This is a genomic window from Kluyvera ascorbata (genome assembly GCF_023195735.1).
Classification (GTDB): Bacteria; Pseudomonadota; Gammaproteobacteria; order Enterobacterales; family Enterobacteriaceae; genus Kluyvera; species Kluyvera ascorbata.
The window spans coordinates 3970440-3992228 of the sequence record NZ_CP096201.1 but is presented as its reverse complement, the minus strand read 5'-3'; the positions used below and the strand labels follow the sequence as shown (position 1 = coordinate 3992228).

Sequence of the window (21789 nt, the reverse complement as noted above, 5' to 3'; positions counted from 1 at the left end):
AACAAAACCCCTCGCATTCTGCGCTGCCTGTTGGCAAGCGGCCTGACTCCTGTTACAACGTTTGTCTGGTTTTATATTTCCTATTTTTAACGGCAGAGAATCATGAGTGATAGTCAGACGCTGGTGGTCAAACTGGGCACCAGTGTTTTAACGGGCGGATCGCGCCGCCTGAATCGCGCGCATATTGTCGAACTGGTTCGCCAGTGCGCTCAGCTCCACGCGGCTGGGCATCGAATTGTCATCGTAACGTCAGGAGCAATTGCCGCCGGGCGTGAGCATCTGGGTTACCCTGAACTGCCCGCGACTATTGCTTCTAAACAACTGCTGGCGGCTGTAGGTCAGAGCCGCTTAATTCAGCTCTGGGAACAGCTGTTCTCCATTTATGGTATCCACGTCGGTCAGATGCTGTTGACGCGCGCCGATATGGAAGACCGTGAACGCTTCCTCAACGCTCGTGACACCATGCGCGCGCTGCTCGATAACAACATCGTTCCGGTGATTAACGAAAACGACGCGGTTGCCACTGCCGAGATTAAGGTGGGCGATAACGACAACCTTTCCGCGCTGGCGGCGATTCTGGCCGGTGCCGATAAACTGCTGCTGCTGACCGATCAGCAAGGGCTGTTCACGGCCGACCCGCGCAGTAACCCGGACGCCGAGCTGATTAAAGACGTCTACGGCATTGACGACGAACTGCGTGCCGTGGCCGGTGATAGCGTGTCTGGTCTGGGCACGGGCGGCATGGGCACCAAACTGCAGGCCGCAGACGTTGCCTGCCGCGCCGGTATCGACACCATTATTGCCGCAGGCAGCCTGCCAGGCGTGATTGGCGACGTGATGGCGAATGTCTCCGTCGGCACCCGTTTCCACGCCCAGGATACCCCGCTGGAAAACCGCAAACGCTGGATTTTCGGCGCACCGCCAGCCGGTGAACTGATTGTGGATGAAGGTGCGACGGCCGCCATTCTGGAGCGCGGAAGTTCATTACTTCCAAAAGGCATTAAAAACGTGACAGGCAACTTCTCTCGTGGTGAAGTAATCCGTATTCGTAGCCTTGCAGGCCGCGACATCGCTCACGGCGTAAGCCGTTACAACAGCGATGCGCTGCGCCTTATCGCCGGGCACCACTCGCAGGAAATTGACGCCATTCTCGGCTACGAGTATGGCCCGGTTGCCGTGCATCGCGACGACATGATTACCCGCTAAGGAGTTCAACATGCTGGAACAAATGGGCATTGCCGCCAGGCAGGCCTCCTATACACTGGCGCAGTTATCCTGCCGTGAGAAAAACCGGGTTCTGGAAACTATTGCCGATCATCTGGAATCTCAAAGTGAAGAGATTCTCGTGGCGAACGCCGAAGATTTAGCCCAGGCGCGCGAAAACGGCCTGAGCGAAGCCATGCTCGATCGCCTGGCGCTGACGCCAGCCCGTCTGGCGGCGATTGCCAATGACGTCCGTCAGGTCTGTGTACTGGCCGACCCGGTAGGGCAGGTGATTGACGGCGGGCTGCTCGACAGCGGCCTGCGCATCGAACGCCGCCGTGTCCCGCTGGGCGTGATTGGCGTGATTTATGAAGCCCGCCCGAACGTTACCGTTGACGTGGCGGCGCTGTGCCTGAAAACCGGCAACGCCGCCATTCTGCGCGGTGGTAAAGAGACGTATCGCACCAACGCCGCTACCGTTGGCGTTATCCAACGTGCGCTGAAAGAGTGCGGCCTGCCAGAAGCCGCCGTTCAGGCCATCGACAACCCGGATCGCGCGCTGGTGAGCGAGATGCTGCGCATGGATAAGTATATCGACATGCTGATCCCTCGCGGCGGTGCTGGCCTGCACAAGCTGTGCCGTGAGCAGTCAACGATTCCGGTTATCACCGGCGGTATCGGCGTTTGCCATATCTATATCGATGACAGCGCAGAGATTGAAGCGGCGCTGAAGATTATCGTCAATGCGAAAGCTCAGCGCCCGAGCGCCTGTAATAGCGTGGAAACGCTGCTGGTGAACCAGTCCATCGCCGACCGCTTCCTGCCAGCGCTGAGCCAGCAGATGGCCGAAAGCGGCATTACGCTGCACGGCGACGATACCGTGATGCGCGAGCTGCAAGGCCCTGCGAAGCTGGTACCGCTGCAGGCAGAAGAGCTTGATAACGAGTACCTGTCGCTGCACCTCAACGTGGTGCTGGTGCCGGATATCGACAGCGCCATCGCACATATCCGTCAACACGGTACCCAGCACTCCGATGCGATCCTGACCCGCACCCTGAGCAACGCCAACCGTTTCATCAACGAAGTGGACTCCTCAGCGGTGTACGTCAACGCCTCCACCCGCTTCACCGACGGCGGCCAGTTCGGCCTGGGCGCAGAAGTGGCGGTGAGTACGCAGAAACTCCACGCACGTGGCCCAATGGGCCTTGAAGCATTGACCACCTACAAGTGGATCGGCTTCGGCGATGATACCATTCGTGCGTAATTGATAGCGGGCGATGCAAAAATAGGCGGTTGATTAACCTGACTATTGACGCATCGCCCGGTTAGTTTTAACCTTTCGTCCCGTGATTCACGTTCGTGAACACGTCTTGCAGGGCCGATATAGCTCAGTTGGTAGAGCAGCGCATTCGTAATGCGAAGGTCGTAGGTTCGACTCCTATTATCGGCACCATCCTACCTATTTTAACGTCTCCTTAAGTCTACTCAAATACCCTTTAAACCCTTATAATACGCGGTTTCACGGCCCTTGTTGTCTCTGCTCGTCTACTCACGTTCACAGAAATCTACGGTGAGTTGGGGGTATCAATGGGGGTATTCGCTGTTCGGTCTAAAGGAGATACCCCCAGATGAAGCTCAATGCCAGACAGGTCGAGACTGCCAAGCCCAAAGATAAACCCTACAAGATGGCTGATGGTGGTGGCCTCTACTTATTGGTTAAAACTAACGGGTCACGCTACTGGCGTTTAAAGTATCGTATCGATGGAAAGGAAAAGTTATTGGCGCTGGGGGTATATCCCGATGTGTCTTTGGCTGATGCCAGAGCAAAGCGTGATGAAGCTCGAAAAGGTATCGCTGGGGGTATCGATCCTTTAGAGCTTAAGAAAGAACATAAAGCTGAGCGTGAAGCGCAGGTCAAAAACACCTTTCAGCAAATTGCGCTCGAATGGCACAGCATGAAAGTGAAAAAATGGTCAGTTGGGTATGCCTCTGACATTCTGGAAGCTTTCAATAAAGATATTTTTCCTTTTCTTGGTCAACGGCCTGTTGCGGACATTAAGCCATTAGAGCTTCTTAATGTGCTTAAAAAAATCGAAGCCAGAGGTGCAACAGAGAAAGCAAAGAAAGTGCGCCAACGATGTGGTGAAGTGTTTCGCTATGCCATCGTGACAGGCAGAGCCGAGTATAATCCCGCTCCTAATCTCACCAGTGCCATGCAGGGGCATGAATCTACACATTACCCGTTCCTGACCACCGAAGAGCTTCCTGCCTTTTTTAAAGCCCTTGCTGGCTACTCTGGTAGTGAATTGATGGTGTTGGCAGCAAGATTATTGATCCTTACTGGCCTAAGAACGGGTGAATTGCGTGGTGCCTTATGGTCGGAAATCGATTCCGAGAAAGCGCTATGGGAAATTTCTGCTGAACGCATGAAAATGCGCCGTCCTCATATCATCCCGCTATCTACCCAAGCGTTAGCCATTATCGAAAAGATCAGAGCAATGACGGGACAATTCCCTTTGCTGTTTCCGGGCCGCAATGATCCAAGTAAGACCATGAGCGAAGCCAGTATCAATCAGGTATTTAAGCGAATCGGCTATACAGGACGGGTTACGGGTCACGGCTTCCGTCATACCATGAGCACCGTTCTTCATGAACAGGGCTACAACACCGCATGGATTGAAACCCAACTAGCCCATGTTGATAAGAATGCTATCCGTGGCACCTACAACCATGCGCAATATCTCGATGGCAGACGCGAGATGCTGCAATGGTATGCCGACTACATGGTAAGCCTTGAGAAAGGCGGTAATGCCGTACAGGGAACGTTTAATCGGTGTGGGTAAGGATAACTGCTGATGAAAGAAGGGTTATGTCTTAACGGCCATAGCCCTTTTTCTTGGCTAATGCAGATAAGAATTAAGTCAGAATTTAAACTGATGTTTATTAACTAATTGATTAATATGAAAATTATAAAATACCTTGAAACAGGAAAATAAATAGCACTTATTGCTAAATCGCTCTACACCCCGCCCAGTGACAGCTCTCCCGCCATTTCATCTGTTTTTGTATGAAAAACACTCAATTCGAGTTCAATTCTGATTTTCCGAGGGTTGAACGTCATAAGCGATCTGAAGATACTACATTCATCAAAACAACAACGGAGAAATATATGACAACAAAAAAACTTATTCGCATGCCGGAAGTGATCAATAAAACAGGATTTAGCAAAGCATGGATCTATAGACTTATTAGTAAGGGGGATTTCCCTAAGCCGATTAAGATTGGAATAAGAGCCAGTGCCTTTGTTGAAAGTGAGATTGATGAATGGATTGAACAACTGATCTATTCATCACGTAATACAGCTGCATAATAATATATGGGTAGTATGTGAAAGCAATATAAACATATATTTATAAAATACAACAATCCCTTTTAAATAATACATGAAAGTGTAGGGGGATATTTACTTAACGATTAAATAAGGAACCAAAAATGAAAAAAGAAAATAAATGTAATAGTCAGAACTCAGCAGAACTTACAGCATTGTTAGAATACTCTCGCTTTACCAAGAAAGTGCTTGCGAAGCCTGCTAATGAAGTATTCGATCTATTTACTGATAAATATTATATGGAAACCGTTTACGATGATATTATTGAAAAAACGAAGAAGAGTATTGATCAAAGTCAGCATAGATACATAGATTTTGAAGAGGTTAGAATAAATATAATGTGTATGCATACAGAGGCCATTATGATTTGTTATATGTGAAAATAAAACATATCAAAATGGATTGTATAGCGTTTAGAGATTTTATATGAATAATATTGATATCTTAAGCAAAAGGTCAGATATATATCTGACCTTTATTAAGTCTGCTATCGTTAACCAAAATGATTTTGTGAAATATCTCCTATCTTCCTATTGACTATTAAAATATAAGATCTATAAAAAGTAAAGATACAAAAAAAGCCAGATGTTAAATCTGACTTTTTAAGGACTAAAAAAGTTTTCGCTGACTTTTTTAAGTCTTGTAATCAGTTAGAGGATTAACGTGATTACAAATATAATAAAGTATTAAATAATCTTTTCATATTTGTCAAATCTAAATCTGAGCTTTTTACAAGTCTTTTGAATACCATTTCCAGAATCTTTAATGTCCTCAAAAGCAATCAAATTATAAACCTTTGTATCAGGTCTGCATATGTGGAGCAATTGAGCGCGAGTCGCTAATGAGAGATGTCCGTATGTTTTGTTGATTGTAGGTATAGAAGGGGAAGCGACGTAATACCAACCCGAAGCGAAGTTCTAAACAGATAAGTGAAGTTGTATATGGAATAGCTATGAGAAAGCCCTACCTTTGTTGAAAGCATAAATAGGGGATAACAATACATTAATCTGCATGAACGAATCTGGGGGTGTCGTAGGGTGTCCTACATTGGAAACGATGTAGAGCTTTAAGCCAGATCAACTTGGGTGAAGTCATATTTTTCATCTTGGTTTTCGCCAATCTTGATAGATTTTCAACAAAATAAGTTGAAAATTTCAGGAGGCGAAGCCTTGGGTGAAGTCCCATTTTCGGGGGCGAACACAAGGCAGTATATAGCTCTCAGTAAAGCTAAGTTTATTTATAGTAAAGGTGCCTTGTTTTATATGGCACTAATAAAATATAAAGCAGAGCTAGATCAAAAAAACTATAAAACGAGGGCTAATAAAGTAAAAAGGAAAATATATCTAAAAAATATAAAAAAAGTCTCGTTCCAGATATCCCACCATAGAACTTTTCCCGCTGTTGTCCGTTCAAGATCCAAATCCTTAACAGAAATAGATCGGTATAAAAGATCGATATATTAATATTGATAGGTTTTAACAATCAAAAGGCACTAAATCGATCGTTATTAATTGATTTAAACGATCGGTTATTCTATTTTGATAGTTTTTATCTATTATTGCTTATTTTTTCGATCGGTACAAACGATATGACTAGACATGAAAATAATTGAATCCTAAGGCGTTTACAGGTCAATCGTAGATCTGTGCTATTGGTGAAGGAAAAGGTATGCGGAAATTTATGTTAGTGGCAGGTCTTGCCGTCCTGCTAGCAGGGTGTGGCGATGATGGCATCTATGGCAACTATGTTAATCAACAGTTCGGCGTCAGGCTTGATATTCAGAAAGATGTGATCAAGTTTCGCGATGGTGTTTTTACCGTTAAAAGCTGGGATGAAAGCAAGAAACCCATCTATATCGCCAAAACGCAAAACAAAAATCTCGGATCTTGGACTTTTAAAATCGAAAAAGTCAAAGATGGAGTTGTTTACCAAGGTGCGGTTTTTAAGAAAGATTAGAGGAATAGGAAATGGAAAATAATACCATTCAATGCCCATACTGTCTAAAAGAAAGTCAGAAAGGGGTTCACGTATGCACTGGATGTCAAGCAACTGTATTATACGGTGCTCCGCCGGGTTGGTGTGTATTTTTAATAGTATTCAGCACCTTAATATTATCAGTTTTGATCGGCATGAGTTCAGGAATAATGGCTGGTAATATTAGTTTATTTGTCATTGCGATTGTTGGGTTTATTATTAGCAAGTTGGTTTTTTCTGACAGGATTTCTTTCAGAAGGAGAATGTAAAATACGTCCTCCAAGGTGATGGCTCGAAGTGTCGAACCATCACCCATATAAATTTTATTTCCTCCTCTATATCATCAAGCACTAAATCGGAACCCGCAAGCGGGACCCCACGATTTAGCCCTTGACGATTCCCCCCCCAAAGTTGTCATAAAGACAATATATTATTTACCCTATTTTTATTTGCATTTTATTTATCGTGCAGTGTATTTATTTATGTAGCCGCTATTGACTAGTTTTTTAGAACGGTTATTTATTTAAATATAAGTTGAGTTCAGCTTTTATTTTTTAGCTTTCGGAAACTGAGGCAAGGTGTAATCCCGTAGCCGGTATTATACCCAATCCTTCGGATTGCCCCCTCTCACTTCGTTCGGAGGGTTGTTAAAAGATCTACCCTTCCGCTTATTCCCCTATCAAGGGGAAGCGGTAAAGCTGATAGCTTTACGTTTACGTTTACGTTAATAATAAAATAAGGGGTTATATATGATAACGTTAGTTTGTGTTATTTGGTCGGTGATCGGTATTGGTATTATTGTTTTATCTCTATTTACTGCTATATCAAATTCAATAACAGAAGCAAAGAATAAAGACGATGATATTATATCATTAAAACGAAGGCTTTTTAAAATAGAGTCAAAGTTAGATGTTGATCGTGATGATTATTAAAGAAGAGGATAAATAAATATGATGCTTATGTCTGTAGCCATGGTAATACTTTGTATTATGTTGGGAGGTTTTATGATCCGTAGCTGTACTGGTAAAACAAACTCTTCAAGCGAAGCAAAACAAGCAATATCAGATGTTAGAAAAATAATCGATAAAAAAGCTCTCATAAAATATAAAAGGAATAATAGAACATGAATGTAGAAAACTTAATGAATAGTATGACTATAGAATATAAGCTCGAAATACTGGCAAGATTTTTTTATTACATAGAACAAAACAAAGATATACCATTTAATGAAATCAATATTGATGAGCGAGATTTATGTTATTTTGTGGCTCATAGATACATACAAGAGAATAAAGCTGATGAGCTTATTGAAGCATTAATTATTGAAAATGATAACGACTACATAAGAGCAACAGATGATTACATTATTATGAGGAATAGAAAATGCCAACAACAGACAGAAAACGAGGGCGTATAAATTTAAATGCTGACGAACGCCGAGACATATCGATACAGTTCAGAGTAAACAAAGAAGAGTTCGAATATTTAAAATCATTGGTTGAAGCATCCGGCCTTGAACGAGGCCATTATATAAGAAGAGAAATATTAAAAGCTGAACCGGTGGTAAAAAGAAAAATGCCGGAAGTAAATCAGAAGACTTATATACAATTGTCAGCCATAGGCAATAATATAAACCAAGCAACAAAGAAACTAAATGTTAATGAGTATTTTGAAAAAAATGAAGTTGATAAACTTATGTTTAATATAAAGCAAGTTAGCAGAAGGATATTAGAAATAAACAAGGATCTAAATTATGAAGGGATACGTAGCTAAATCAGGTAAATCTTTTAAAAACAGAGTTAAATATATATTAAAAGATGATCATGATTTCATTTGTAGCAATATGGCAAGTGATTATAATAATTTTAGTGATTTAACTGATGAGTTTAAAACTGTAAGCAGTTTTAGGCAAGATATAAAAAAACCAGTGTTTCATGCGTTTTTATCTCTTCCAAAAGATGAAAAATTAACAGATGAAAAATGGCAGGAGATAGCAAAAGACTATTTGAAAGAAATGAATATCGATATAGAAAAACATCAATATATTTGTGTGCGCCATAAAGATACAGAGCAAGACCATATTCATATTGTAGCAAATAGGGTTGGCTTAGATGGTTCTGTATGGCACGGTCAGCACTCAGCATTTAATACAATAGCAGCTTGTGAACGTTTAGAAGTAAAGCACAGCTTAACCATTACACAAAGTCTCAAAGGCCAAAAATCAGACGTATCAGCACCAACCAAAGCAGAGATCGAGCAAGCCTTGAGGACAGGTGAGAAACCAGCCCGTTTAGTGCTACAGAACGCACTACAAGCGGCTTTAGTCGGTAAGCCTGATTTGTCTACGTTCTTGGAACGTCTGCAGGCTGTAGGCATCGAGCCGGCATTTAACGTTGCTTCTAATGGCAACGTCGCCGGAGTATCATTTGGTATCAAAAATAATGAAAAAAATATTTTCTTCAAGGGGTCATCTCTTGGTAAAAAATTCAGTTGGAACACTATAAAAAACAAGGTGAAATATGACAAAAATAGAGATGATGAACTCATTAGAAGATTCGCAGCAAGAAAAACATATGACGAAAATAGTATTAGACGATCATTTGTTGAACCAAATATCAATGACGATAGAACCATTATCAGAAACGATGATGATATTATCGGAGTCAGTCAGCACAGCTTTAAACCAGACACAACAGACACTAACAAGAGTGAACAACTCATTAGAGGCAACAACAACCGCTTTAAACTCAGCGAAAAATACAATAGACCAACAAACCCAAAAGTTAGAAGAACAACACAAAAAGCTGCACAAGTACTCAACAGAGTTAAAAAACAATACCATAAAGAACCAATCAAAACTTATAATAAAAGTATCTTCAATAGTAGGGGTTCTAAACTTAGCAGCGGTTCTATTGGTAGGATACTTGATCATGCAGAAACAGCAAACGCAGCCACAAATAAATTTAGACTCAAGAGCGGTAGCCGTGTCAATAGCAGAGCAACTAAGCTCGAAGAGATGAGATATAGGCTGGGAATAAAAAAATCAGTTATTCAGTCTAAAAATAAAGAGAAGACCATGAAAGAAGAAATAAAGAAAAAAACATCTTATTCTTTTTATTATGAAAATAGATTCAAATCGAAACTAAAAGAAAATCTCAAGAAAGAACAAACTAAAACGCAACAGAAAGACGAACAGAATCTATACTACGGTGGATTTAAACTATGGTAAATAAAGGATTTGCGTTAAAAACACATTTGCGGCATTAGTCATCTTTGAAGTAATTAAGTCACCCTACTAAGCGCGACGCCAATATCCATTGCCATATCACTAACTATATCCCATGGTAATGGCCATTCAGATTCAAGGGTGCTTTTTCTCCTTCGAATTAACCAATAAACAAATAAAACAACGCTCTGTTGATAAAATTTATTGGTAGCCATTTTTTCCTTAATAGTTTCGCCAAGTTGGGGATTCTTCCCAATAAACTTAATCATCTCCTCTTCAAAGTTGTCATTAATAATATGCTCAAAGGTATCATATATAATAACAGATGAGTTTTGTTTTATAGGTTGTACGCCTGTTATTTGTTCAAAGAGAGTATCCAAAAATGACTCATTTTTGAGTATATTTTCCGACTCAGTTCTATCCACAACCTTTTGAAAGAATTCATCTGCCGTTTCGATAAAAGCCATTGTTTTAGCAACGGTACGAACAACATCAGGTTCTATAATTGTTTTTTTCTTGTAAATGGCATCATGGGTTAATTCAGCATATGCATGCTGAAGCAGAGACCGTACCTGAACCTCACAAGGGGTGTTTTCATGAATGAGAATACCTCCATGTGTAAATGCTCTTTTATTTCGGATGATAAAATGATGAGATTGATAGGTGAAGAGCATTGGCGATTCTCTACGCTCCTCATTATAGTTTCTACACTGCGTAGCATCCCAACCTTCTTGAACGGCAACTTGTTTAATAACCTCGCATACTTTTTCAACGTCAGTTTGGAGCATTACGACAAAGCGAACACCTACCTTATCTTCAATATCATTATAAGGATTTTTGTACGCTTTATTACGATATAAGGCTTTATCAACTAAAGACCCATCATCTTTAACTCTGTGATTTACTGGTATTTTAAGATAATTCTTAAGATCTACCTTAAGAGATTTGATAAGCGCTTCTGATATAGAATTAACAATATACTGACCCCAAGCGCCATACATCGCCTTCTCGGAATGCCATTGCTTGAGGAATTCAGTCTCAGTCATTATTGATCTACTATTCTGTCTTTAACAAGAATTTTTGTCCAAGTTGGTCTATAACCATCTTGACCTGCTTCACCCTCTACAGTTTCAATAGAAACAAACTCTTCAAAGATTTCTGATGGTGCGCTGATTCGAATGTTTTTACTAAATTTTAAACGCCTATTCTTTAATTTGCTAGAGATATACTGCGTATCTTTTATGAATGGACCAACCGGAAAATCATAATCGTCTAAATAGTTCCTAAAATTATCTACATCTGCTGTTGACATATATGAGCCAGCAAATGCCATAGGATCAACTTTTTGTGATTTACCTGCTTTTAGGTCTGCGTATAAGACGTTGTGTAAGTGGGTTCGCTCTTCTTCATCAATATCCATTTGATTTATAAAATCACATGCTATTTCAAAATAACGTTTTGTTGTTCTGGCACTGGTTGCTGGGTAATCACAACCGAGGAAAGTTTGATAAAAATACTGAGCCGCAGCTTTACCGTCAGATTTATCAATCTGATAATCAGAAATATGTACGGCCCATTGTTCACTTAAGGTGCTATCATTTTTTACGTTTTCACGTTTAAAAAATCCGGCAGACTTATAAAGCTTGGTTGAAGGCGTAAGTAGTAGCTCTTTTAGGTAATGCTGCCAACTTACTGATTTAGTGTATGATGGTGATTTTAAGGTGCTTGCGTGGCTTCCATTTCCATCAGATGTCCCACTTGTTCAGCTACCGAAGGCGTCGTGCGTAACGGTAAAAGCACTGCCGGACATCAGCGCTATCTCTGCTCTCACTGCCGTAAAACATGGCAAATCAGCTTCACTTACACCGCCTCTCAACCCGGTACACATCAGAAAATCATTGATATGGCTATGAATGGGGTTGGGTGCCGTGCCAGTGCCCGCATTATGGGCGTTGGCCTCAACACGATTTTACGGCACTTAAAAAACTCAGGCCGGAGCCGGTAACATCGCGCATACAACCGGGCAGTGACGTCATTGTCTGCGCGGAAATGGACGAACAGTGGGGCTACGTCGGGGCTAAATCATGTCAGCGCTGGTTATTTTACGCCTATGACAGGATGCGCAGGACGGTGGTGGCACACGTCTTTGGTGAGCGTACTCTGGCCACACTGGAGCGTCTTCTGGAGCTGCTGTCGGTCTTTGATGTGGTGGTATGGATGACGGATGGCTGGCCGCTTTATGAATCACGCCTGAAGGGAAAGCTGCACGTTATCAGCAAGCGTTACACTCAGCGCATTGAGCGACATAACCTGAATCTGAGACAACATCTGGCAAGGCTGGGACGGAAGTCACTGTCGTTCTCAAAATCGCTGGAGCTGCATGACAAGGTCATCGGGCATTATCTGAACATAAAACACTATCAGTAAGTTGGAGTCATTACCCTCTTTTACATGTTTTAAAGAAATAATGCCTGTTTTTTTATCTTGCCATTTTTCGTATCCACTGTATAAGTCAGCTTTGATAATGCCTACAAAAGGAAGCTTGTTATATTGATAGGTGGCGCTGAAAACAACAAGTATACCTCCGGACATGCCTCTACGTGTTTGTGCTTTTGATAAATTTTTAGCAATTTCATAACTGTTATTTATAAATTCCACATCATTACAACCATGTAGAATATTTACGTAAAACGGAGTGCTTTCTGTCTTTTCGTTTGTTATCACCATTTCCACAGCAGAAGAATCATGCCCAAGAGAGTTATAAATTCTTTGTTTAAAATCGCTCAAAGCATCTTCATCAAAATTTATTAACTCCGTGCCTTTGCCCGGTAATACTTCCTTCCCATCTTCACCTCTTGGAAAGATCTGATGAATAGCTATTTTATCAACTTTTAAATGCACGAAGTTCATGATTGCAACTCTTTGATATTTTGTGTTATTTTCGATGATTCAATGTCGGAACTGAAAATATTTGCCCACTCACTGCCGTCTTTTTCCCAAACTGCTTGATAAGCATTGAAAAGTTCTTTAACTCTCAACTTATCTTCATCGCTATCAGTGAGGATTTTTAATTCGTTATCTATAAGATATAAACCAAAAAGTGTATTTTTTTGTCTCATCCAAAGTTTTTTAAAATCAAAAATAGCTACCCAACCATTAATGAGAGTTAATAATACACCCATTATAAGTGCAATATTCTTTTGAATAGCAGCATGATTAGGCCATTCTAAACCAACTACAACGGTAATCGATGCACTTAAAATTATAGAACCAGCTGTAAAAAATTGAAAAAAACGCTTATTTCTTCTGCATTTAGCTTTGATGGTGGTTATTTTGGTGTCAACCATGTCCATAAGTATGGTTCTTGCTGTATTGCTTGTCATGTAGTCTAACCAGAAAAATGAAAGTATATTTATCTAAGTTATAGAGCAATTTATTGATTTGATTGAAAATGTCAATTCTTTTCATATTATTTTGTCTCGAACTTCACTATTCTGTATGTTTTTCTTAGAGTTGCTCTTTTCAATAGAACTAATGGTTGATGTGGCAATAATACAAATGAATATAGTAACCAAGCATTACTATTTGCGAATGTGTTTCCTTAGGATGGCATATGGAATCCACGTTAGTCTAAAGTTCAGGTTGATTTCCCGCAGACAAGACAACTAGATTAATGGGGGTATTTTTGGGGGTATATAAAAGATGAAATGAAACATTCCCATGTAGAATCAATGATATGCCTTCCTTGTTTGAATCCTATTATCGCACCAACACAACAAATCCCATTAAAAACAATAACTTGCGGAGTATTTAGCTCTCAAGCTACGATCTTTTTTTAAGGGATTCTATGACCAACAGTTGCCGCTATGGTTAACAGTGGCTATTCAGGGATGTTAGCACGTAGCGGCCTGTAGTTGTAAAGCTCGAACAGGTACAAGGCGCGAACAGTCCACACGAACCGCTATCAACTCGAAGCTGATGACGCTGCCAACGTCTCTAAATCCTCCCGAAACAGATTGATCACACGCATTTAAGCCCGATGTGCGGCCTTACGGCTGCGTAAACAGGTGAATAGTGATAATGCCCCGGTAGCTACAGATCCGGCTCTGCCAGCGCTTCGCTCACGCTCCTAACGGTACACGAGCACCCTGATAAGGTGTGATCCTTCTGAACATTGATGAAGTCGCTACGCTCTGCTTGTCTCCTTACCACTAACGGGGCTTTATGGTTTCTATTGCCTTGATTTTTAATGTTTATGCTCTAGTCTGAAGGTTACTTTGACACAGCAAGGAGTGAATAAATGTCTGATAATATGAAACGTTTCGAAGTTAAACGAGAAGGCATAGTTTACGGATATGTAGAAGAGGGGGCATTTGAAACCCGGCGTTGGAATTTCGTCTACCCGATCGTAGATGGGAAGATATCTATGGACATTACGACCGTTAATATCCAAAAACAAGACGGAAAGACCCTTTTGGAATCACAAGTCAAGAATATTGGTTTTGATGTCGATTTTGAGAAAAGAACCTTTACAAGAAATGATGGTACAGTTTTTGACTTAGTTGAAGTCGATAGTTAACCATCACTAAAAGTCTTCACACTTGGGCAGGAGCGCTCCTCGGGAACTTCTGCCTATATTCAAACCCGTTCCAAGTAGCTACGTTCTCGCTCCTTCAGGTACATGATCATGATAAATTCCACAGTCTGACATAACCCTGATGCTGTCGGCTGACAGCTCCGCTTATTGTCTTACCACCAACGGGGCTTATGATGTACTATGCGAAAAAAACAGGGGCGCTTATGTCAGATAGTTATGCTGGTCTTATTGGTACGGTTGTAGGTGCAATCATCACAGGAGGCTTCGCCTGGTTTACGGATTGGCGTAAGAACCGTTCGAAGAATAAAAAAGATTTAGAAGTGTTAGCCCTAAAACTGACTTATAAACTAGAGCGTTATGTTGCACTGTGCTTGGAGTGTTCAGAAGATGATGGGCGCGAGTATTATGATGAAGATGAAGGTAGGTGCTCAGGTTCGTTGTTCAGAGGTTATCGCATTGAATTTCCAGAGTTTAACCTTGGGAATTTCGAAGGCATCGATTGGAAGTTGTTACCTGTGAAATTAATGCATGAAATTTTTACACTTCCCACAAAAGTTAACAATGCAAGGCAACGCTTCGCTAAGGAATGGAAAGAATTTGATGAACATTTAAACGATGATTATCCTACAACAATACGTGCCAAGGAATTGACAGACCTTGCGATTTATTTTTATAACGTTTCATCCAGTTTACGAACGCTGGCAGGACTCCCGCTCCCTGAAGATTCAATCATCATTGATACACTCAATAGAAATAAAATTAGAAATGATGAGGATTACGATAGATTATTTATACGAAAGGAATGATTAATGTCTGGAATGTTAGCAAGCACTGCTGCTGCTGTAGGAATAATTGATAAAGCTGTTGGTATCGCGAAGAAGCTCGCTGATGATAGCGGTGAACTTGATAAGGCAACACTCAAGCTTGAGCTTGCAAATCTCATGTCCGAGCTTGCCAGTGTCAAGATGGAAGTTATCACAACCCAAGCGCTACTATTTGATGCTGAACAAAAGAACAAGCAGCTTGAAGAGCAACTGAAGGATAAAACAGCATTCACTTTCCATCATGGGGTGTTTTGGGCTGAAGGTGATACTACAGCTTTCTGTCCCAAATGCTATGAAAACGAGAATAAAAAAATACATATGGTATCTCGTGAAAGAGCATATGCTGGTCTTGGCTCCACTGTTGCGATGCCAAATTGGTATTGCAGAGTTTGCAAAACGACGTTCAATCGATCATGAAAATTTTCGTATGGCTGCACTGACCATTACGGATCTTGATAGTTTCGGTTCGTAAATGGTCACCATACACGCAGATCTTACCGTCTGCCGCTTCGATTACATCCTGAAGTATCAAAGTAACTGTCAAAGCATGAGCCGCCAATGGCAGCAGTGCCAGCGCACAAAGTAAAATCTTTTTCATTTTTTAAACCTTATAAACTGAAGTCAAAAGGATTGAAGAGAACAAGCTTACTGGCAGGTAAGTTCCTGATGTTTTTTTGAGCATTAGCGAGGATTTCATCCCTGATAGATGAATCTAAGGAAGGACTGAAGATCTCCTTGTTAATATCGATAAAAACATCGTTGATAATGCCTGCTGCCTTTTTATGTTTAAGACCCAGAAGTTCAGAGCCTAATAGAAGCAAGGTCGTGACATTCTCAGTTTTATGAAATACTGCACCATTTGGTCCAAGTGTATCAATGGTTCGAACGATGCGTAACGCTTCCTTTTTAATGTTAGAAAAGGCGACAGCTTTTGATACTACAATACCCATGTAGCCGCCTGTGGCAAGGCTCATCAACAAGTTTATAAAGAAGTCGCTTTTCAATATATTTACTATAAATTCACCCACTAATTATCTCCTTTAACATCGGTATTAGTAGTCGATCCCGTTATATACGTTCTCGACATCACGATCCATGATCCCACAGTATGCCAGCGTGACCGCTTGTGATGAATGCCCGTACAGCTTCGTGAGCGTTGGCAGACTTACCCCACGTTTTATAGCGTGATAGCCAAGGTTCTTGCGTGGACTGTGCGCCGCAATGTGCAAATTGAGCATATCCCCGGCTTCTTTGAATTTGGCCGAGACCGTCACCCGGCTGATCGGTTTCCCTTTGGCCCGGTTGCTGTCCACTTCGAATAGGTATTCATGGCCAGGATTATCAGCACGGCGTTGTGCAACCAGTTCGAGCGCCTTCGTAGTCAGCATGATCGAGCGAATTTTCCCTGTCTTCTGTTCCTTTAGTTTCAACACATTCCCTTCGATGTGATTAAAGTCGGTATAACGCAACCTGAGAGCGTCACCAACTCGCGACGCTGTCTGGTTCAGGAACACCCACAAATCGCCATAGATCGGGCTGCTGTTATGCTGGCGTAACGCAGCGTAAGAACCACTAAGCAGTGATTGGGGGCGCATTGCCCCCGCTGCTGGCGAGGCAAAGGAAAGGAGATACACAACATGAAACTAGCTTTAATCGGGACTGGCAATCTGCCGCTGATGCAGTGGATTTTAGACGGCACAAACGATGATGCCATCATCAACATGTCAGCGCTGGCGCGTCGGCTTGGGTGCAGTCGTTCCAGTCTACTTGACCGCATTCAGGCCTACGGGTTCGATTCTGCTATCAAGCATTACCTCAACCTACAGCGACAACGAAAACTGAAAACTTAAGAACCGGGTTAATCCCGACTATATTTTAATTAACCCTGACTGTCAGGTTGAGGCCTTTATTCTGAATGATTGTATTTTGGGCTTGGGAATTTATAAATGGGGTATTGCAAGGGTTGTGTATATCGTTGATTTTGTCATTATATTGTGATAAGTAAGTTAGCACTGCATCAATGCCCGAGGAGAAAATATCAGAAGCACTAGGCAGTAAATTAGATATCACATAGTATGAGCTATTGTTAGATAATTTATCTAATATTGCTATATCACCTGAGAATCCATTATTCTCTTTAAATATATTTATTATAAACATCCTGCCTTGATTTGTTGAGACGTTGATATCGTGTAGTTCACGGAATGCACCTAAGACAAAGACACTGCTAGACATATTTATCTCCTATGTGAAAGTATTTTTTTTACCCTACTTTTTCTTTAAAAACAATCTATTAAAAAAGAGTGGGGTTCAACTCGACATACTCCGATAGTTCCTTCATCCCCGCGCCTTTGCTGTAGGTTCTGAAACTCTCCGTTTTCCCGCGCTCATGGCCCACTATTAAAGCGATCCTGTCCTCTGGTATACCATGCCGATCAAGCTGGCTTATGAACATCCCCCGCAGGCTGTGAAAAACCTTCCGCTCCATGCCTTTCTCTCCCAACACCTTACGTTTAGCTCGTGTGAATCGCTGTGTATGCCACGTTGAGCGCTTACCGTCTGCACGTTCTGTGATGCTGGCATGGTAGAATAAGAAGCCATTGTGGTTATCCTGGATAAGCTGTTTGACGAGAGCGACCAGCTTACTATGAATGGGAACCAACCGCGCCGCATTGCGTGTCTTACCCTCCGTCACCTCGAAACACCATACCCCCTCAACGGTTTTGATATTGCTGATTTGCAGAGAGCAGATTTCGTTAAGGCGCATACCGCTATACATTCCCACCATCGCAACGGCTTTCATCTCTTCATCAAGCACCGCATACACCTTAGCCAGTTCGTCACCGCTAAAGGGTTCGTAGCTTTCCCGATCATGGCGCACGTCCAGCTTGTGGCCCGTGAATACATTGGCCTTCGGCGCGTCGTGATAGCGGTTTTGGGCTTGTGCCACTAGCTGGGACAGACAGCCAAGATAATTCGCCAGCGTCTGGCTGGCTTTCTCCTGCTTGGCGCTGTCTAACCAATCGGTAACCATCGTTCTGTTGATTTCCTGCAACTGGAAATCCTTACGCCGGAAATGAGCCGTGAAGACCTCCACCGCCTTAATGTACTTGCTGAGCGTGGACAGCTTGCGACTATCATTGTGCTGAACGATAAATTCATCACGTAACTGGACAAGGGAGGGGCACACACGGGCCGTGGCAAAGTTGATCCCATCATTTTGGCTTACATGCTGGTTGATAGAACGAAGTTCCACCAGGACGCGATCAACACTGTTACGTTGTGGTTTTGGCTTGAGCCTGTCTCTGATAGCAAAAAATTCGTGCATGACTTTATCGCGGATTATTCGGGCTTCCCTGATATCTGCCGTGCCAGTGGTACGCATGAACGCTGTTCGATTCCCAAAAAGGGAACGCATATAAGGCGGGATGGTGACCTTGACGGAGTACACCGAAGAGTTTTCTTTAACAAGATACTCATTAGGCTTGTATTTCATCTTTCCCCCGATCTAATATTCAGGGGCAACTGTGATCAGTTGTGTTAGTTTTGCCTTTCAGGAGCAGCGCATTCGGTTCGAATAATCAATGGCTTGCGAAGGTCGCAGCGATTTTAATCGCTAAGTGGTTCGACTCCTATTATCGCACCATTCAAAAAAATCAAAAGCTTCTGTAATTTCCCCCGTCACTTTTTATCCTGTCTTTACACGTCTAAACGCCTGTGTGATGTATTGGCGATTATCAGTGTGCATTGCGGCGAAGCATCCAACCTGTAGAAGCATGTGCTTTCTGTTCCAGTAATGCGCATTTGTTATGCCAAAATCAGAAGTTTTTCGGAAGAAAGATTTCCCCTATCTGATTACGTAGGTGTACGATTAACGATCAATACCTATGTAAAGTAAAGGGTTACTGATGGATACAGTAGAGGAACTAAACGGAACATACTTCTATGCAGGTAGATCTAACCTCACCGCTGCCGGACTCTTTTTTATGATTTTCTGCGAGACAACTGCTAATCATTTCGGGATTGATGATGTTGTGGCGGTGGCTGCGCTTTACAGCGGCGCGAATAATCAGACTACTCGACAGAAGCCCAAAGGCGCAAAGGAAGGTACTTCCAGAGTGTCTAAAGCAATGAGGAAGTATTTCAAAACCGCTAAATTCCCTTTTGGTATTAAGCTGCCAACTTGGGTAGGTGGTTATACGCCGTGGACGGCAGAGCGCCGAATGGTTGCGAAAATCAGTACCTTTGTTGGGCGAACAATCCCCCTTATCGGTGAAGTCATTTTAGTCTCTGACGTATGCCAAATCACTTACTGCTCTGTACGCGATTATAACCGCATAGCACGAGGCAACGACAAGCTATGGTAGATGACATTGAACAACGGATATTCGCGCTGGTAAGGCGTTACGATGGCGTTTATTTATTCAATAACGAAAAGAGGCAACGAGAGTTAACGCTGGATACCGACTTTGACACGGATATGACGTTAGATGTTGGAGAAGCAGAAGATTTAATGGATGAGTTTTTCAAAGAATTCCAGGTTGATAGGGGCAGTTTCAAGATAGAAACGTATTACCCCGATATTCCTATCTCTTGGAACCCTTTCAAGAAAATGGAACCCGTACCCGTTCCAGATTTCACTATCGGTATGCTGATCGAGTCAGCCAAAGCCGGGAAATGGTTATATGACTAATTACAAGGAGCGTTAAAAATGGCTGTACCTGTACACCTGATTTTAAAAGACGATGGCGGATCGCAAATCATGGGGTCGTGTGATGTTCATGGGCGTGATGGAACCATAGAACTCCGTAGCTTACAGCATGGCGTAATTATCCCTACCGATCCCCTCACTGGTAAAGTTACTGGCCCCCGTCAACACTGCGCTTTCAACTTCACCAAAGAGATTGATAGTTCATCGCCGTATCTGTTCAAAGCTGTAGCGACAGGGCAGACGCTTAAAAGCGCTGAATTCAATTTCTATCGCATTAACTACAGTGGACAAGAAGAGATTTATTACTCGATCACGTTGGAGAATGTGAAAGTGGTAAGCCATAACCCTGTTATGCACGACACCAGAACGGCAACGGGTACGGGCCACATGGAAGATGTTTCCTTGAGCTATGAGAAAATCACCCATCTGTATAAAGACGGTAACATCCTTCACTCTGACGCCTGGAACGAGAAGAAACAAGCGTAAAAAGGGGGCATTGCGCCCCCTCTGATCATGCTTTCAATGCCGGTATGTAATCAAGCAGGGCTTTCAGTTGGCTACCCGTCATAGCTGGAAGCCTTATTGTCTGGTCAACTTCACCGCTGTGGGCGTATTTGTCTTCCCTTTGTACTAGGGTGTATAGCCCTATAAGCTACTCCAGTAGACCGAAGAGAATCCCCCAAAACCATCTTGGCTTCTCTCTTCACTCGTCCGCTTTATGTGCCCAGGCTGGCATTGCCGTCAGATAACGTTTTGCCCGCTTTTGCGCTTCTTCCGGGCCGACTTTCTGCCAGGAATCGAGGAAACTTGCCAGGCCTGACACCGCTTCTTCCCAGGATTTCAGATTACCGTTGCTGTCGCTACAGTACGCGCAATATTTATCACTGGCACTGTGTGCATCGGGTGCCGACATTGGCATGCCGCAAGCCTGGCAGAACTGTTCATGTTGTGACATAGGATGCTCCTTAGGGTGATATTCTGGTTAATAAACATACTGAATGTGTATTGTGCAGGTGATGCATCAGATCAACGCTCAGGTGAAATCTTGTGTTCCCAACCTTCTGTGTTAGAGAGGCCGGGAACCTGTTGTTATCTGGCGATAAGCGCGAAAACGCCCCAGCCAATGTATTCCCGCGTGTATGTGACGTGGCGTTTCGGCGAGATGTTGAGCTCGGCCCTGACTTCCGCTGCGAAGTCGTCGTCAGGGTTAGCTTCCAGCCAGCGGCGCATGGTCAGCCATTTTGCCGCTTCATACCGGTCCCATCCTTCCTGGTCGGCCAGGACCATTTCCACCACGTCGTAGCCGAGGTCATCGAACGCGCTGATAAGCCCCGGGAGCGTCAGGAAATCGGCGAGAGAGCTGATGCCACAGGCCTGAGCTATCTCGTCTGATGCTGGTCGCAGACGCCAGTAAGGTTCGCCGATGAGCATGATCCCGCCCGGTTTAAGGCTTTGCGCCAGCAGCTCGACCGTCCCGGAAAACCCACCGGCAATCCATGTTGCGCCAACGCAGGCGGCTACATCACATTTTTCTCCTGCCACATATCCGGCGGCGTCGTTATGAATGAAATGAACCCGGCTGCTAACACCGAGTGCTTCCGCACGCCGCTTTGCCTGCGCGGTGAAGAGCGGGCTCATGTCGATGCCGGTACCCGTAATGCCGTGATCGCGGGCCCAGGTGCAGAGCATCTCCCCCGAACCACTGCCAAGGTCAAGGATTCGCGTCCCAGGCTTCATGCGCAATACGCCGCCCAGCGTGGCGTATTTTTCTGCGGTAAAGGGGTTATGAATGCGGTGTTCACTTTCGCTAATCGTAAAAATACGTGGGATATCCATGAGTGAATTCCTGTTATCGGGTTAGGCATG

The 21789-nt window shown here is 43.1% G+C and carries 30 protein-coding genes and 1 tRNA gene; 20 read left to right on the top strand and 11 right to left on the bottom strand.

Going from position 1 to position 21789, the window contains the following annotated elements:
* The first annotated feature begins 102 nt into the window (after positions 1 to 102).
* The 12 genes from proB (at position 103) to MY052_RS19115 (ending at position 9794) form a co-directional block, all read left to right on the top strand.
* Positions 103 to 1206: a glutamate 5-kinase gene (proB, locus tag MY052_RS19170; protein WP_035896573.1), complete on the top strand. Its 1104-nt coding sequence runs from the start codon at positions 103 to 105 to the stop codon at positions 1204 to 1206.
* Positions 1207 to 1216: 10 nt separating this feature from the next.
* On the top strand, positions 1217 to 2467 hold the full coding sequence (gene proA, locus MY052_RS19165; protein WP_248537649.1) for a glutamate-5-semialdehyde dehydrogenase: 1251 nt from the start codon (positions 1217 to 1219) through the stop codon (positions 2465 to 2467).
* 113 nt (positions 2468 to 2580) lie between these two features.
* A tRNA-Thr gene (locus MY052_RS19160) sits at positions 2581 to 2656 on the top strand.
* Between the two features lie 175 nt (positions 2657 to 2831).
* Entirely contained in the window at positions 2832 to 4046 is a 1215-nt protein-coding gene (locus MY052_RS19155; RefSeq protein ID WP_241912730.1) for a tyrosine-type recombinase/integrase, read from the top strand.
* Positions 4047 to 4372: 326 nt separating this feature from the next.
* Complete coding sequence (locus MY052_RS19150) at positions 4373 to 4573, top strand: helix-turn-helix transcriptional regulator (RefSeq protein ID WP_020231157.1); 201 nt, start codon at positions 4373 to 4375, stop codon at positions 4571 to 4573.
* Positions 4574 to 4695: 122 nt separating this feature from the next.
* A complete protein-coding gene (locus tag MY052_RS19145; RefSeq protein ID WP_000711964.1) occupies positions 4696 to 4971 on the top strand; it encodes a hypothetical protein in 276 nt (91 codons plus the stop codon).
* Between the two features lie 1288 nt (positions 4972 to 6259).
* Positions 6260 to 6547, top strand: a complete 288-nt coding sequence (locus MY052_RS19140; RefSeq protein ID WP_020231154.1) for a hypothetical protein — start codon at positions 6260 to 6262, stop codon at positions 6545 to 6547.
* Between the two features lie 11 nt (positions 6548 to 6558).
* On the top strand, positions 6559 to 6834 hold the full coding sequence (locus MY052_RS19135; RefSeq protein ID WP_071780659.1) for a hypothetical protein: 276 nt from the start codon (positions 6559 to 6561) through the stop codon (positions 6832 to 6834).
* 480 nt (positions 6835 to 7314) lie between these two features.
* Entirely contained in the window at positions 7315 to 7497 is a 183-nt protein-coding gene (locus MY052_RS19130; protein ID WP_021553256.1) for a hypothetical protein, read from the top strand.
* 191 nt (positions 7498 to 7688) lie between these two features.
* Complete coding sequence (locus MY052_RS19125; protein ID WP_052945334.1) at positions 7689 to 7982, top strand: hypothetical protein; 294 nt, start codon at positions 7689 to 7691, stop codon at positions 7980 to 7982.
* Positions 7949 to 8338 carry a plasmid mobilization protein gene (locus MY052_RS19120; RefSeq protein ID WP_103627060.1) on the top strand — a complete coding sequence of 130 codons (390 nt, stop codon included), beginning with the start codon at positions 7949 to 7951 and terminating at the stop codon, positions 8336 to 8338. The genes MY052_RS19125 and MY052_RS19120 overlap by 34 nt, the downstream gene beginning before the upstream one ends.
* Positions 8319 to 9794, top strand: a complete 1476-nt coding sequence (locus MY052_RS19115) for a relaxase/mobilization nuclease domain-containing protein (protein WP_248537648.1) — start codon at positions 8319 to 8321, stop codon at positions 9792 to 9794. Before MY052_RS19120 ends, MY052_RS19115 begins: the two co-directional genes overlap by 20 nt.
* 53 nt (positions 9795 to 9847) lie before the next feature.
* Here MY052_RS19115 and MY052_RS19110 read toward each other — a convergent pair whose 3' ends face one another.
* Both MY052_RS19110 and MY052_RS19105 read right to left on the bottom strand, forming a co-directional pair.
* Complete coding sequence (locus tag MY052_RS19110) at positions 9848 to 10837, bottom strand: GTP pyrophosphokinase (protein ID WP_021553250.1); 990 nt, start codon at positions 10835 to 10837, stop codon at positions 9848 to 9850.
* On the bottom strand, positions 10837 to 11340 hold the full coding sequence (locus tag MY052_RS19105) for a nucleoid-associated protein (RefSeq protein ID WP_248538969.1): 504 nt from the start codon (positions 11338 to 11340) through the stop codon (positions 10837 to 10839). The genes MY052_RS19110 and MY052_RS19105 overlap by 1 nt, the downstream gene beginning before the upstream one ends.
* Positions 11341 to 11520: 180 nt before the next feature.
* Here MY052_RS19105 and MY052_RS19100 point away from each other — a divergent pair.
* Positions 11521 to 12218, top strand: a protein-coding gene (locus MY052_RS19100; RefSeq protein ID WP_248537139.1) for an IS1 family transposase whose coding sequence is annotated in 2 segments (ribosomal slippage) — positions 11521 to 11770 and positions 11770 to 12218 — 699 coding nt in all. Because the reading frame shifts where the segments join, the coding sequence is not laid out codon by codon here.
* Here MY052_RS19100 and MY052_RS19095 read toward each other — a convergent pair.
* Positions 12153 to 12701 carry a hypothetical protein gene (locus MY052_RS19095; protein ID WP_248537647.1) on the bottom strand — a complete coding sequence of 183 codons (549 nt, stop codon included), beginning with the start codon at positions 12699 to 12701 and terminating at the stop codon, positions 12153 to 12155. The two genes, MY052_RS19100 and MY052_RS19095, sit on opposite strands and share 66 nt — an antisense overlap.
* A complete protein-coding gene (locus MY052_RS19090) occupies positions 12698 to 13174 on the bottom strand; it encodes a DUF4231 domain-containing protein (RefSeq protein ID WP_103627064.1) in 477 nt (158 codons plus the stop codon). The genes MY052_RS19095 and MY052_RS19090 overlap by 4 nt, the downstream gene beginning before the upstream one ends.
* A gap of 917 nt (positions 13175 to 14091) precedes the next feature.
* Between MY052_RS19090 and MY052_RS19085 the strand changes: the two genes are divergently transcribed.
* The 3 genes from MY052_RS19085 (at position 14092) to MY052_RS19075 (ending at position 15629) form a co-directional block, all read left to right on the top strand.
* A complete protein-coding gene (locus MY052_RS19085; protein ID WP_039695365.1) occupies positions 14092 to 14370 on the top strand; it encodes a hypothetical protein in 279 nt (92 codons plus the stop codon).
* Between the two features lie 221 nt (positions 14371 to 14591).
* On the top strand, positions 14592 to 15194 hold the full coding sequence (locus tag MY052_RS19080; RefSeq protein WP_248537646.1) for a hypothetical protein: 603 nt from the start codon (positions 14592 to 14594) through the stop codon (positions 15192 to 15194).
* Between the two features lie 3 nt (positions 15195 to 15197).
* Positions 15198 to 15629: a hypothetical protein gene (locus tag MY052_RS19075; RefSeq protein ID WP_050870422.1), complete on the top strand. Its 432-nt coding sequence runs from the start codon at positions 15198 to 15200 to the stop codon at positions 15627 to 15629.
* Here the strand turns inward: MY052_RS19075 and MY052_RS19070 are convergent.
* Genes MY052_RS19070 through MY052_RS19060 form a run of 3 tightly spaced genes read right to left on the bottom strand, consistent with a single transcriptional unit; the run spans position 15616 to position 16807 of the window.
* Entirely contained in the window at positions 15616 to 15810 is a 195-nt protein-coding gene (locus tag MY052_RS19070; RefSeq protein ID WP_248537645.1) for a hypothetical protein, read from the bottom strand. The two genes, MY052_RS19075 and MY052_RS19070, sit on opposite strands and share 14 nt — an antisense overlap.
* Positions 15811 to 15820: 10 nt before the next feature.
* Positions 15821 to 16240 carry a hypothetical protein gene (locus MY052_RS19065; RefSeq protein ID WP_248537644.1) on the bottom strand — a complete coding sequence of 140 codons (420 nt, stop codon included), beginning with the start codon at positions 16238 to 16240 and terminating at the stop codon, positions 15821 to 15823.
* A gap of 24 nt (positions 16241 to 16264) precedes the next feature.
* Entirely contained in the window at positions 16265 to 16807 is a 543-nt protein-coding gene (locus MY052_RS19060) for a tyrosine-type recombinase/integrase (RefSeq protein ID WP_248537643.1), read from the bottom strand.
* A gap of 42 nt (positions 16808 to 16849) precedes the next feature.
* On the opposite strand from MY052_RS19060, the gene MY052_RS19055 reads away from it, so the two are divergent.
* Positions 16850 to 17062 carry a hypothetical protein gene (locus MY052_RS19055; protein WP_248537642.1) on the top strand — a complete coding sequence of 71 codons (213 nt, stop codon included), beginning with the start codon at positions 16850 to 16852 and terminating at the stop codon, positions 17060 to 17062.
* Positions 17063 to 17087: 25 nt separating this feature from the next.
* On the opposite strand, the gene MY052_RS19050 is transcribed toward MY052_RS19055, so the two are convergent.
* On the bottom strand, positions 17088 to 17447 hold the full coding sequence (locus MY052_RS19050; protein WP_097427649.1) for a hypothetical protein: 360 nt from the start codon (positions 17445 to 17447) through the stop codon (positions 17088 to 17090).
* Positions 17448 to 17505: 58 nt separating this feature from the next.
* Entirely contained in the window at positions 17506 to 18708 is a 1203-nt protein-coding gene (locus MY052_RS19045) for a site-specific integrase (protein ID WP_248537641.1), read from the bottom strand.
* 412 nt (positions 18709 to 19120) lie between these two features.
* On the opposite strand from MY052_RS19045, the gene MY052_RS19040 reads away from it, so the two are divergent.
* Genes MY052_RS19040 through MY052_RS19030 form a run of 3 tightly spaced genes read left to right on the top strand, consistent with a single transcriptional unit; the run spans position 19121 to position 20409 of the window.
* Entirely contained in the window at positions 19121 to 19579 is a 459-nt protein-coding gene (locus tag MY052_RS19040; protein ID WP_248537640.1) for an STM2901 family protein, read from the top strand.
* The gene (locus tag MY052_RS19035) at positions 19573 to 19905 is read left to right on the top strand and encodes a DUF1493 family protein (protein WP_248537639.1); all 333 of its coding nucleotides are present in this window, start codon (positions 19573 to 19575) and stop codon (positions 19903 to 19905) included. Before MY052_RS19040 ends, MY052_RS19035 begins: the two co-directional genes overlap by 7 nt.
* Before the next feature lie 18 nt (positions 19906 to 19923).
* The gene (locus MY052_RS19030) at positions 19924 to 20409 is read left to right on the top strand and encodes an Hcp family type VI secretion system effector (RefSeq protein ID WP_248537638.1); all 486 of its coding nucleotides are present in this window, start codon (positions 19924 to 19926) and stop codon (positions 20407 to 20409) included.
* Positions 20410 to 20626: 217 nt separating this feature from the next.
* Here MY052_RS19030 and MY052_RS19025 read toward each other — a convergent pair whose 3' ends face one another.
* Positions 20627 to 20836, bottom strand: coding sequence for a zinc ribbon domain-containing protein (locus tag MY052_RS19025; RefSeq protein ID WP_276522981.1), 210 nt, complete (start codon positions 20834 to 20836; stop codon positions 20627 to 20629).
* Between the two features lie 176 nt (positions 20837 to 21012).
* Complete coding sequence (locus tag MY052_RS19020) at positions 21013 to 21759, bottom strand: SAM-dependent methyltransferase (RefSeq protein ID WP_248537637.1); 747 nt, start codon at positions 21757 to 21759, stop codon at positions 21013 to 21015.
* Between the last annotated feature and the right edge of the window lie 30 nt (positions 21760 to 21789).

What these genes read in the sequence shown, in the direction of transcription:
- proB (WP_035896573.1), top strand. Translation starts at nt 103, where the DNA reads ATGAGTGATAGTCAGACGCTGGTGGTCAAACTGGGCACCAGTGTTTTA.
- proA (WP_248537649.1), top strand. Translation starts at nt 1,217, where the DNA reads ATGCTGGAACAAATGGGCATTGCCGCCAGGCAGGCCTCCTATACACTG.
- MY052_RS19155 (WP_241912730.1), top strand. Translation starts at nt 2,832, where the DNA reads ATGAAGCTCAATGCCAGACAGGTCGAGACTGCCAAGCCCAAAGATAAA.
- MY052_RS19150 (WP_020231157.1), top strand. Translation starts at nt 4,373, where the DNA reads ATGACAACAAAAAAACTTATTCGCATGCCGGAAGTGATCAATAAAACA.
- MY052_RS19145 (WP_000711964.1), top strand. Translation starts at nt 4,696, where the DNA reads ATGAAAAAAGAAAATAAATGTAATAGTCAGAACTCAGCAGAACTTACA.
- MY052_RS19140 (WP_020231154.1), top strand. Translation starts at nt 6,260, where the DNA reads ATGCGGAAATTTATGTTAGTGGCAGGTCTTGCCGTCCTGCTAGCAGGG.
- MY052_RS19135 (WP_071780659.1), top strand. Translation starts at nt 6,559, where the DNA reads ATGGAAAATAATACCATTCAATGCCCATACTGTCTAAAAGAAAGTCAG.
- MY052_RS19130 (WP_021553256.1), top strand. Translation starts at nt 7,315, where the DNA reads ATGATAACGTTAGTTTGTGTTATTTGGTCGGTGATCGGTATTGGTATT.
- MY052_RS19125 (WP_052945334.1), top strand. Translation starts at nt 7,689, where the DNA reads ATGAATGTAGAAAACTTAATGAATAGTATGACTATAGAATATAAGCTC.
- MY052_RS19120 (WP_103627060.1), top strand. Translation starts at nt 7,949, where the DNA reads ATGCCAACAACAGACAGAAAACGAGGGCGTATAAATTTAAATGCTGAC.
- MY052_RS19115 (WP_248537648.1), top strand. Translation starts at nt 8,319, where the DNA reads ATGAAGGGATACGTAGCTAAATCAGGTAAATCTTTTAAAAACAGAGTT.
- MY052_RS19110 (WP_021553250.1), bottom strand. Translation starts at nt 10,837, where the DNA reads ATGACTGAGACTGAATTCCTCAAGCAATGGCATTCCGAGAAGGCGATG.
- MY052_RS19095 (WP_248537647.1), bottom strand. Translation starts at nt 12,701, where the DNA reads ATGAACTTCGTGCATTTAAAAGTTGATAAAATAGCTATTCATCAGATC.
- MY052_RS19090 (WP_103627064.1), bottom strand. Translation starts at nt 13,174, where the DNA reads ATGACAAGCAATACAGCAAGAACCATACTTATGGACATGGTTGACACC.
- MY052_RS19085 (WP_039695365.1), top strand. Translation starts at nt 14,092, where the DNA reads ATGTCTGATAATATGAAACGTTTCGAAGTTAAACGAGAAGGCATAGTT.
- MY052_RS19080 (WP_248537646.1), top strand. Translation starts at nt 14,592, where the DNA reads ATGTCAGATAGTTATGCTGGTCTTATTGGTACGGTTGTAGGTGCAATC.
- MY052_RS19075 (WP_050870422.1), top strand. Translation starts at nt 15,198, where the DNA reads ATGTCTGGAATGTTAGCAAGCACTGCTGCTGCTGTAGGAATAATTGAT.
- MY052_RS19070 (WP_248537645.1), bottom strand. Translation starts at nt 15,810, where the DNA reads ATGAAAAAGATTTTACTTTGTGCGCTGGCACTGCTGCCATTGGCGGCT.
- MY052_RS19060 (WP_248537643.1), bottom strand. Translation starts at nt 16,807, where the DNA reads ATGCGCCCCCAATCACTGCTTAGTGGTTCTTACGCTGCGTTACGCCAG.
- MY052_RS19055 (WP_248537642.1), top strand. Translation starts at nt 16,850, where the DNA reads ATGAAACTAGCTTTAATCGGGACTGGCAATCTGCCGCTGATGCAGTGG.
- MY052_RS19050 (WP_097427649.1), bottom strand. Translation starts at nt 17,447, where the DNA reads ATGTCTAGCAGTGTCTTTGTCTTAGGTGCATTCCGTGAACTACACGAT.
- MY052_RS19045 (WP_248537641.1), bottom strand. Translation starts at nt 18,708, where the DNA reads ATGAAATACAAGCCTAATGAGTATCTTGTTAAAGAAAACTCTTCGGTG.
- MY052_RS19040 (WP_248537640.1), top strand. Translation starts at nt 19,121, where the DNA reads ATGGATACAGTAGAGGAACTAAACGGAACATACTTCTATGCAGGTAGA.
- MY052_RS19035 (WP_248537639.1), top strand. Translation starts at nt 19,573, where the DNA reads ATGGTAGATGACATTGAACAACGGATATTCGCGCTGGTAAGGCGTTAC.
- MY052_RS19030 (WP_248537638.1), top strand. Translation starts at nt 19,924, where the DNA reads ATGGCTGTACCTGTACACCTGATTTTAAAAGACGATGGCGGATCGCAA.
- MY052_RS19025 (WP_276522981.1), bottom strand. Translation starts at nt 20,836, where the DNA reads ATGTCGGCACCCGATGCACACAGTGCCAGTGATAAATATTGCGCGTAC.
- MY052_RS19020 (WP_248537637.1), bottom strand. Translation starts at nt 21,759, where the DNA reads ATGGATATCCCACGTATTTTTACGATTAGCGAAAGTGAACACCGCATT.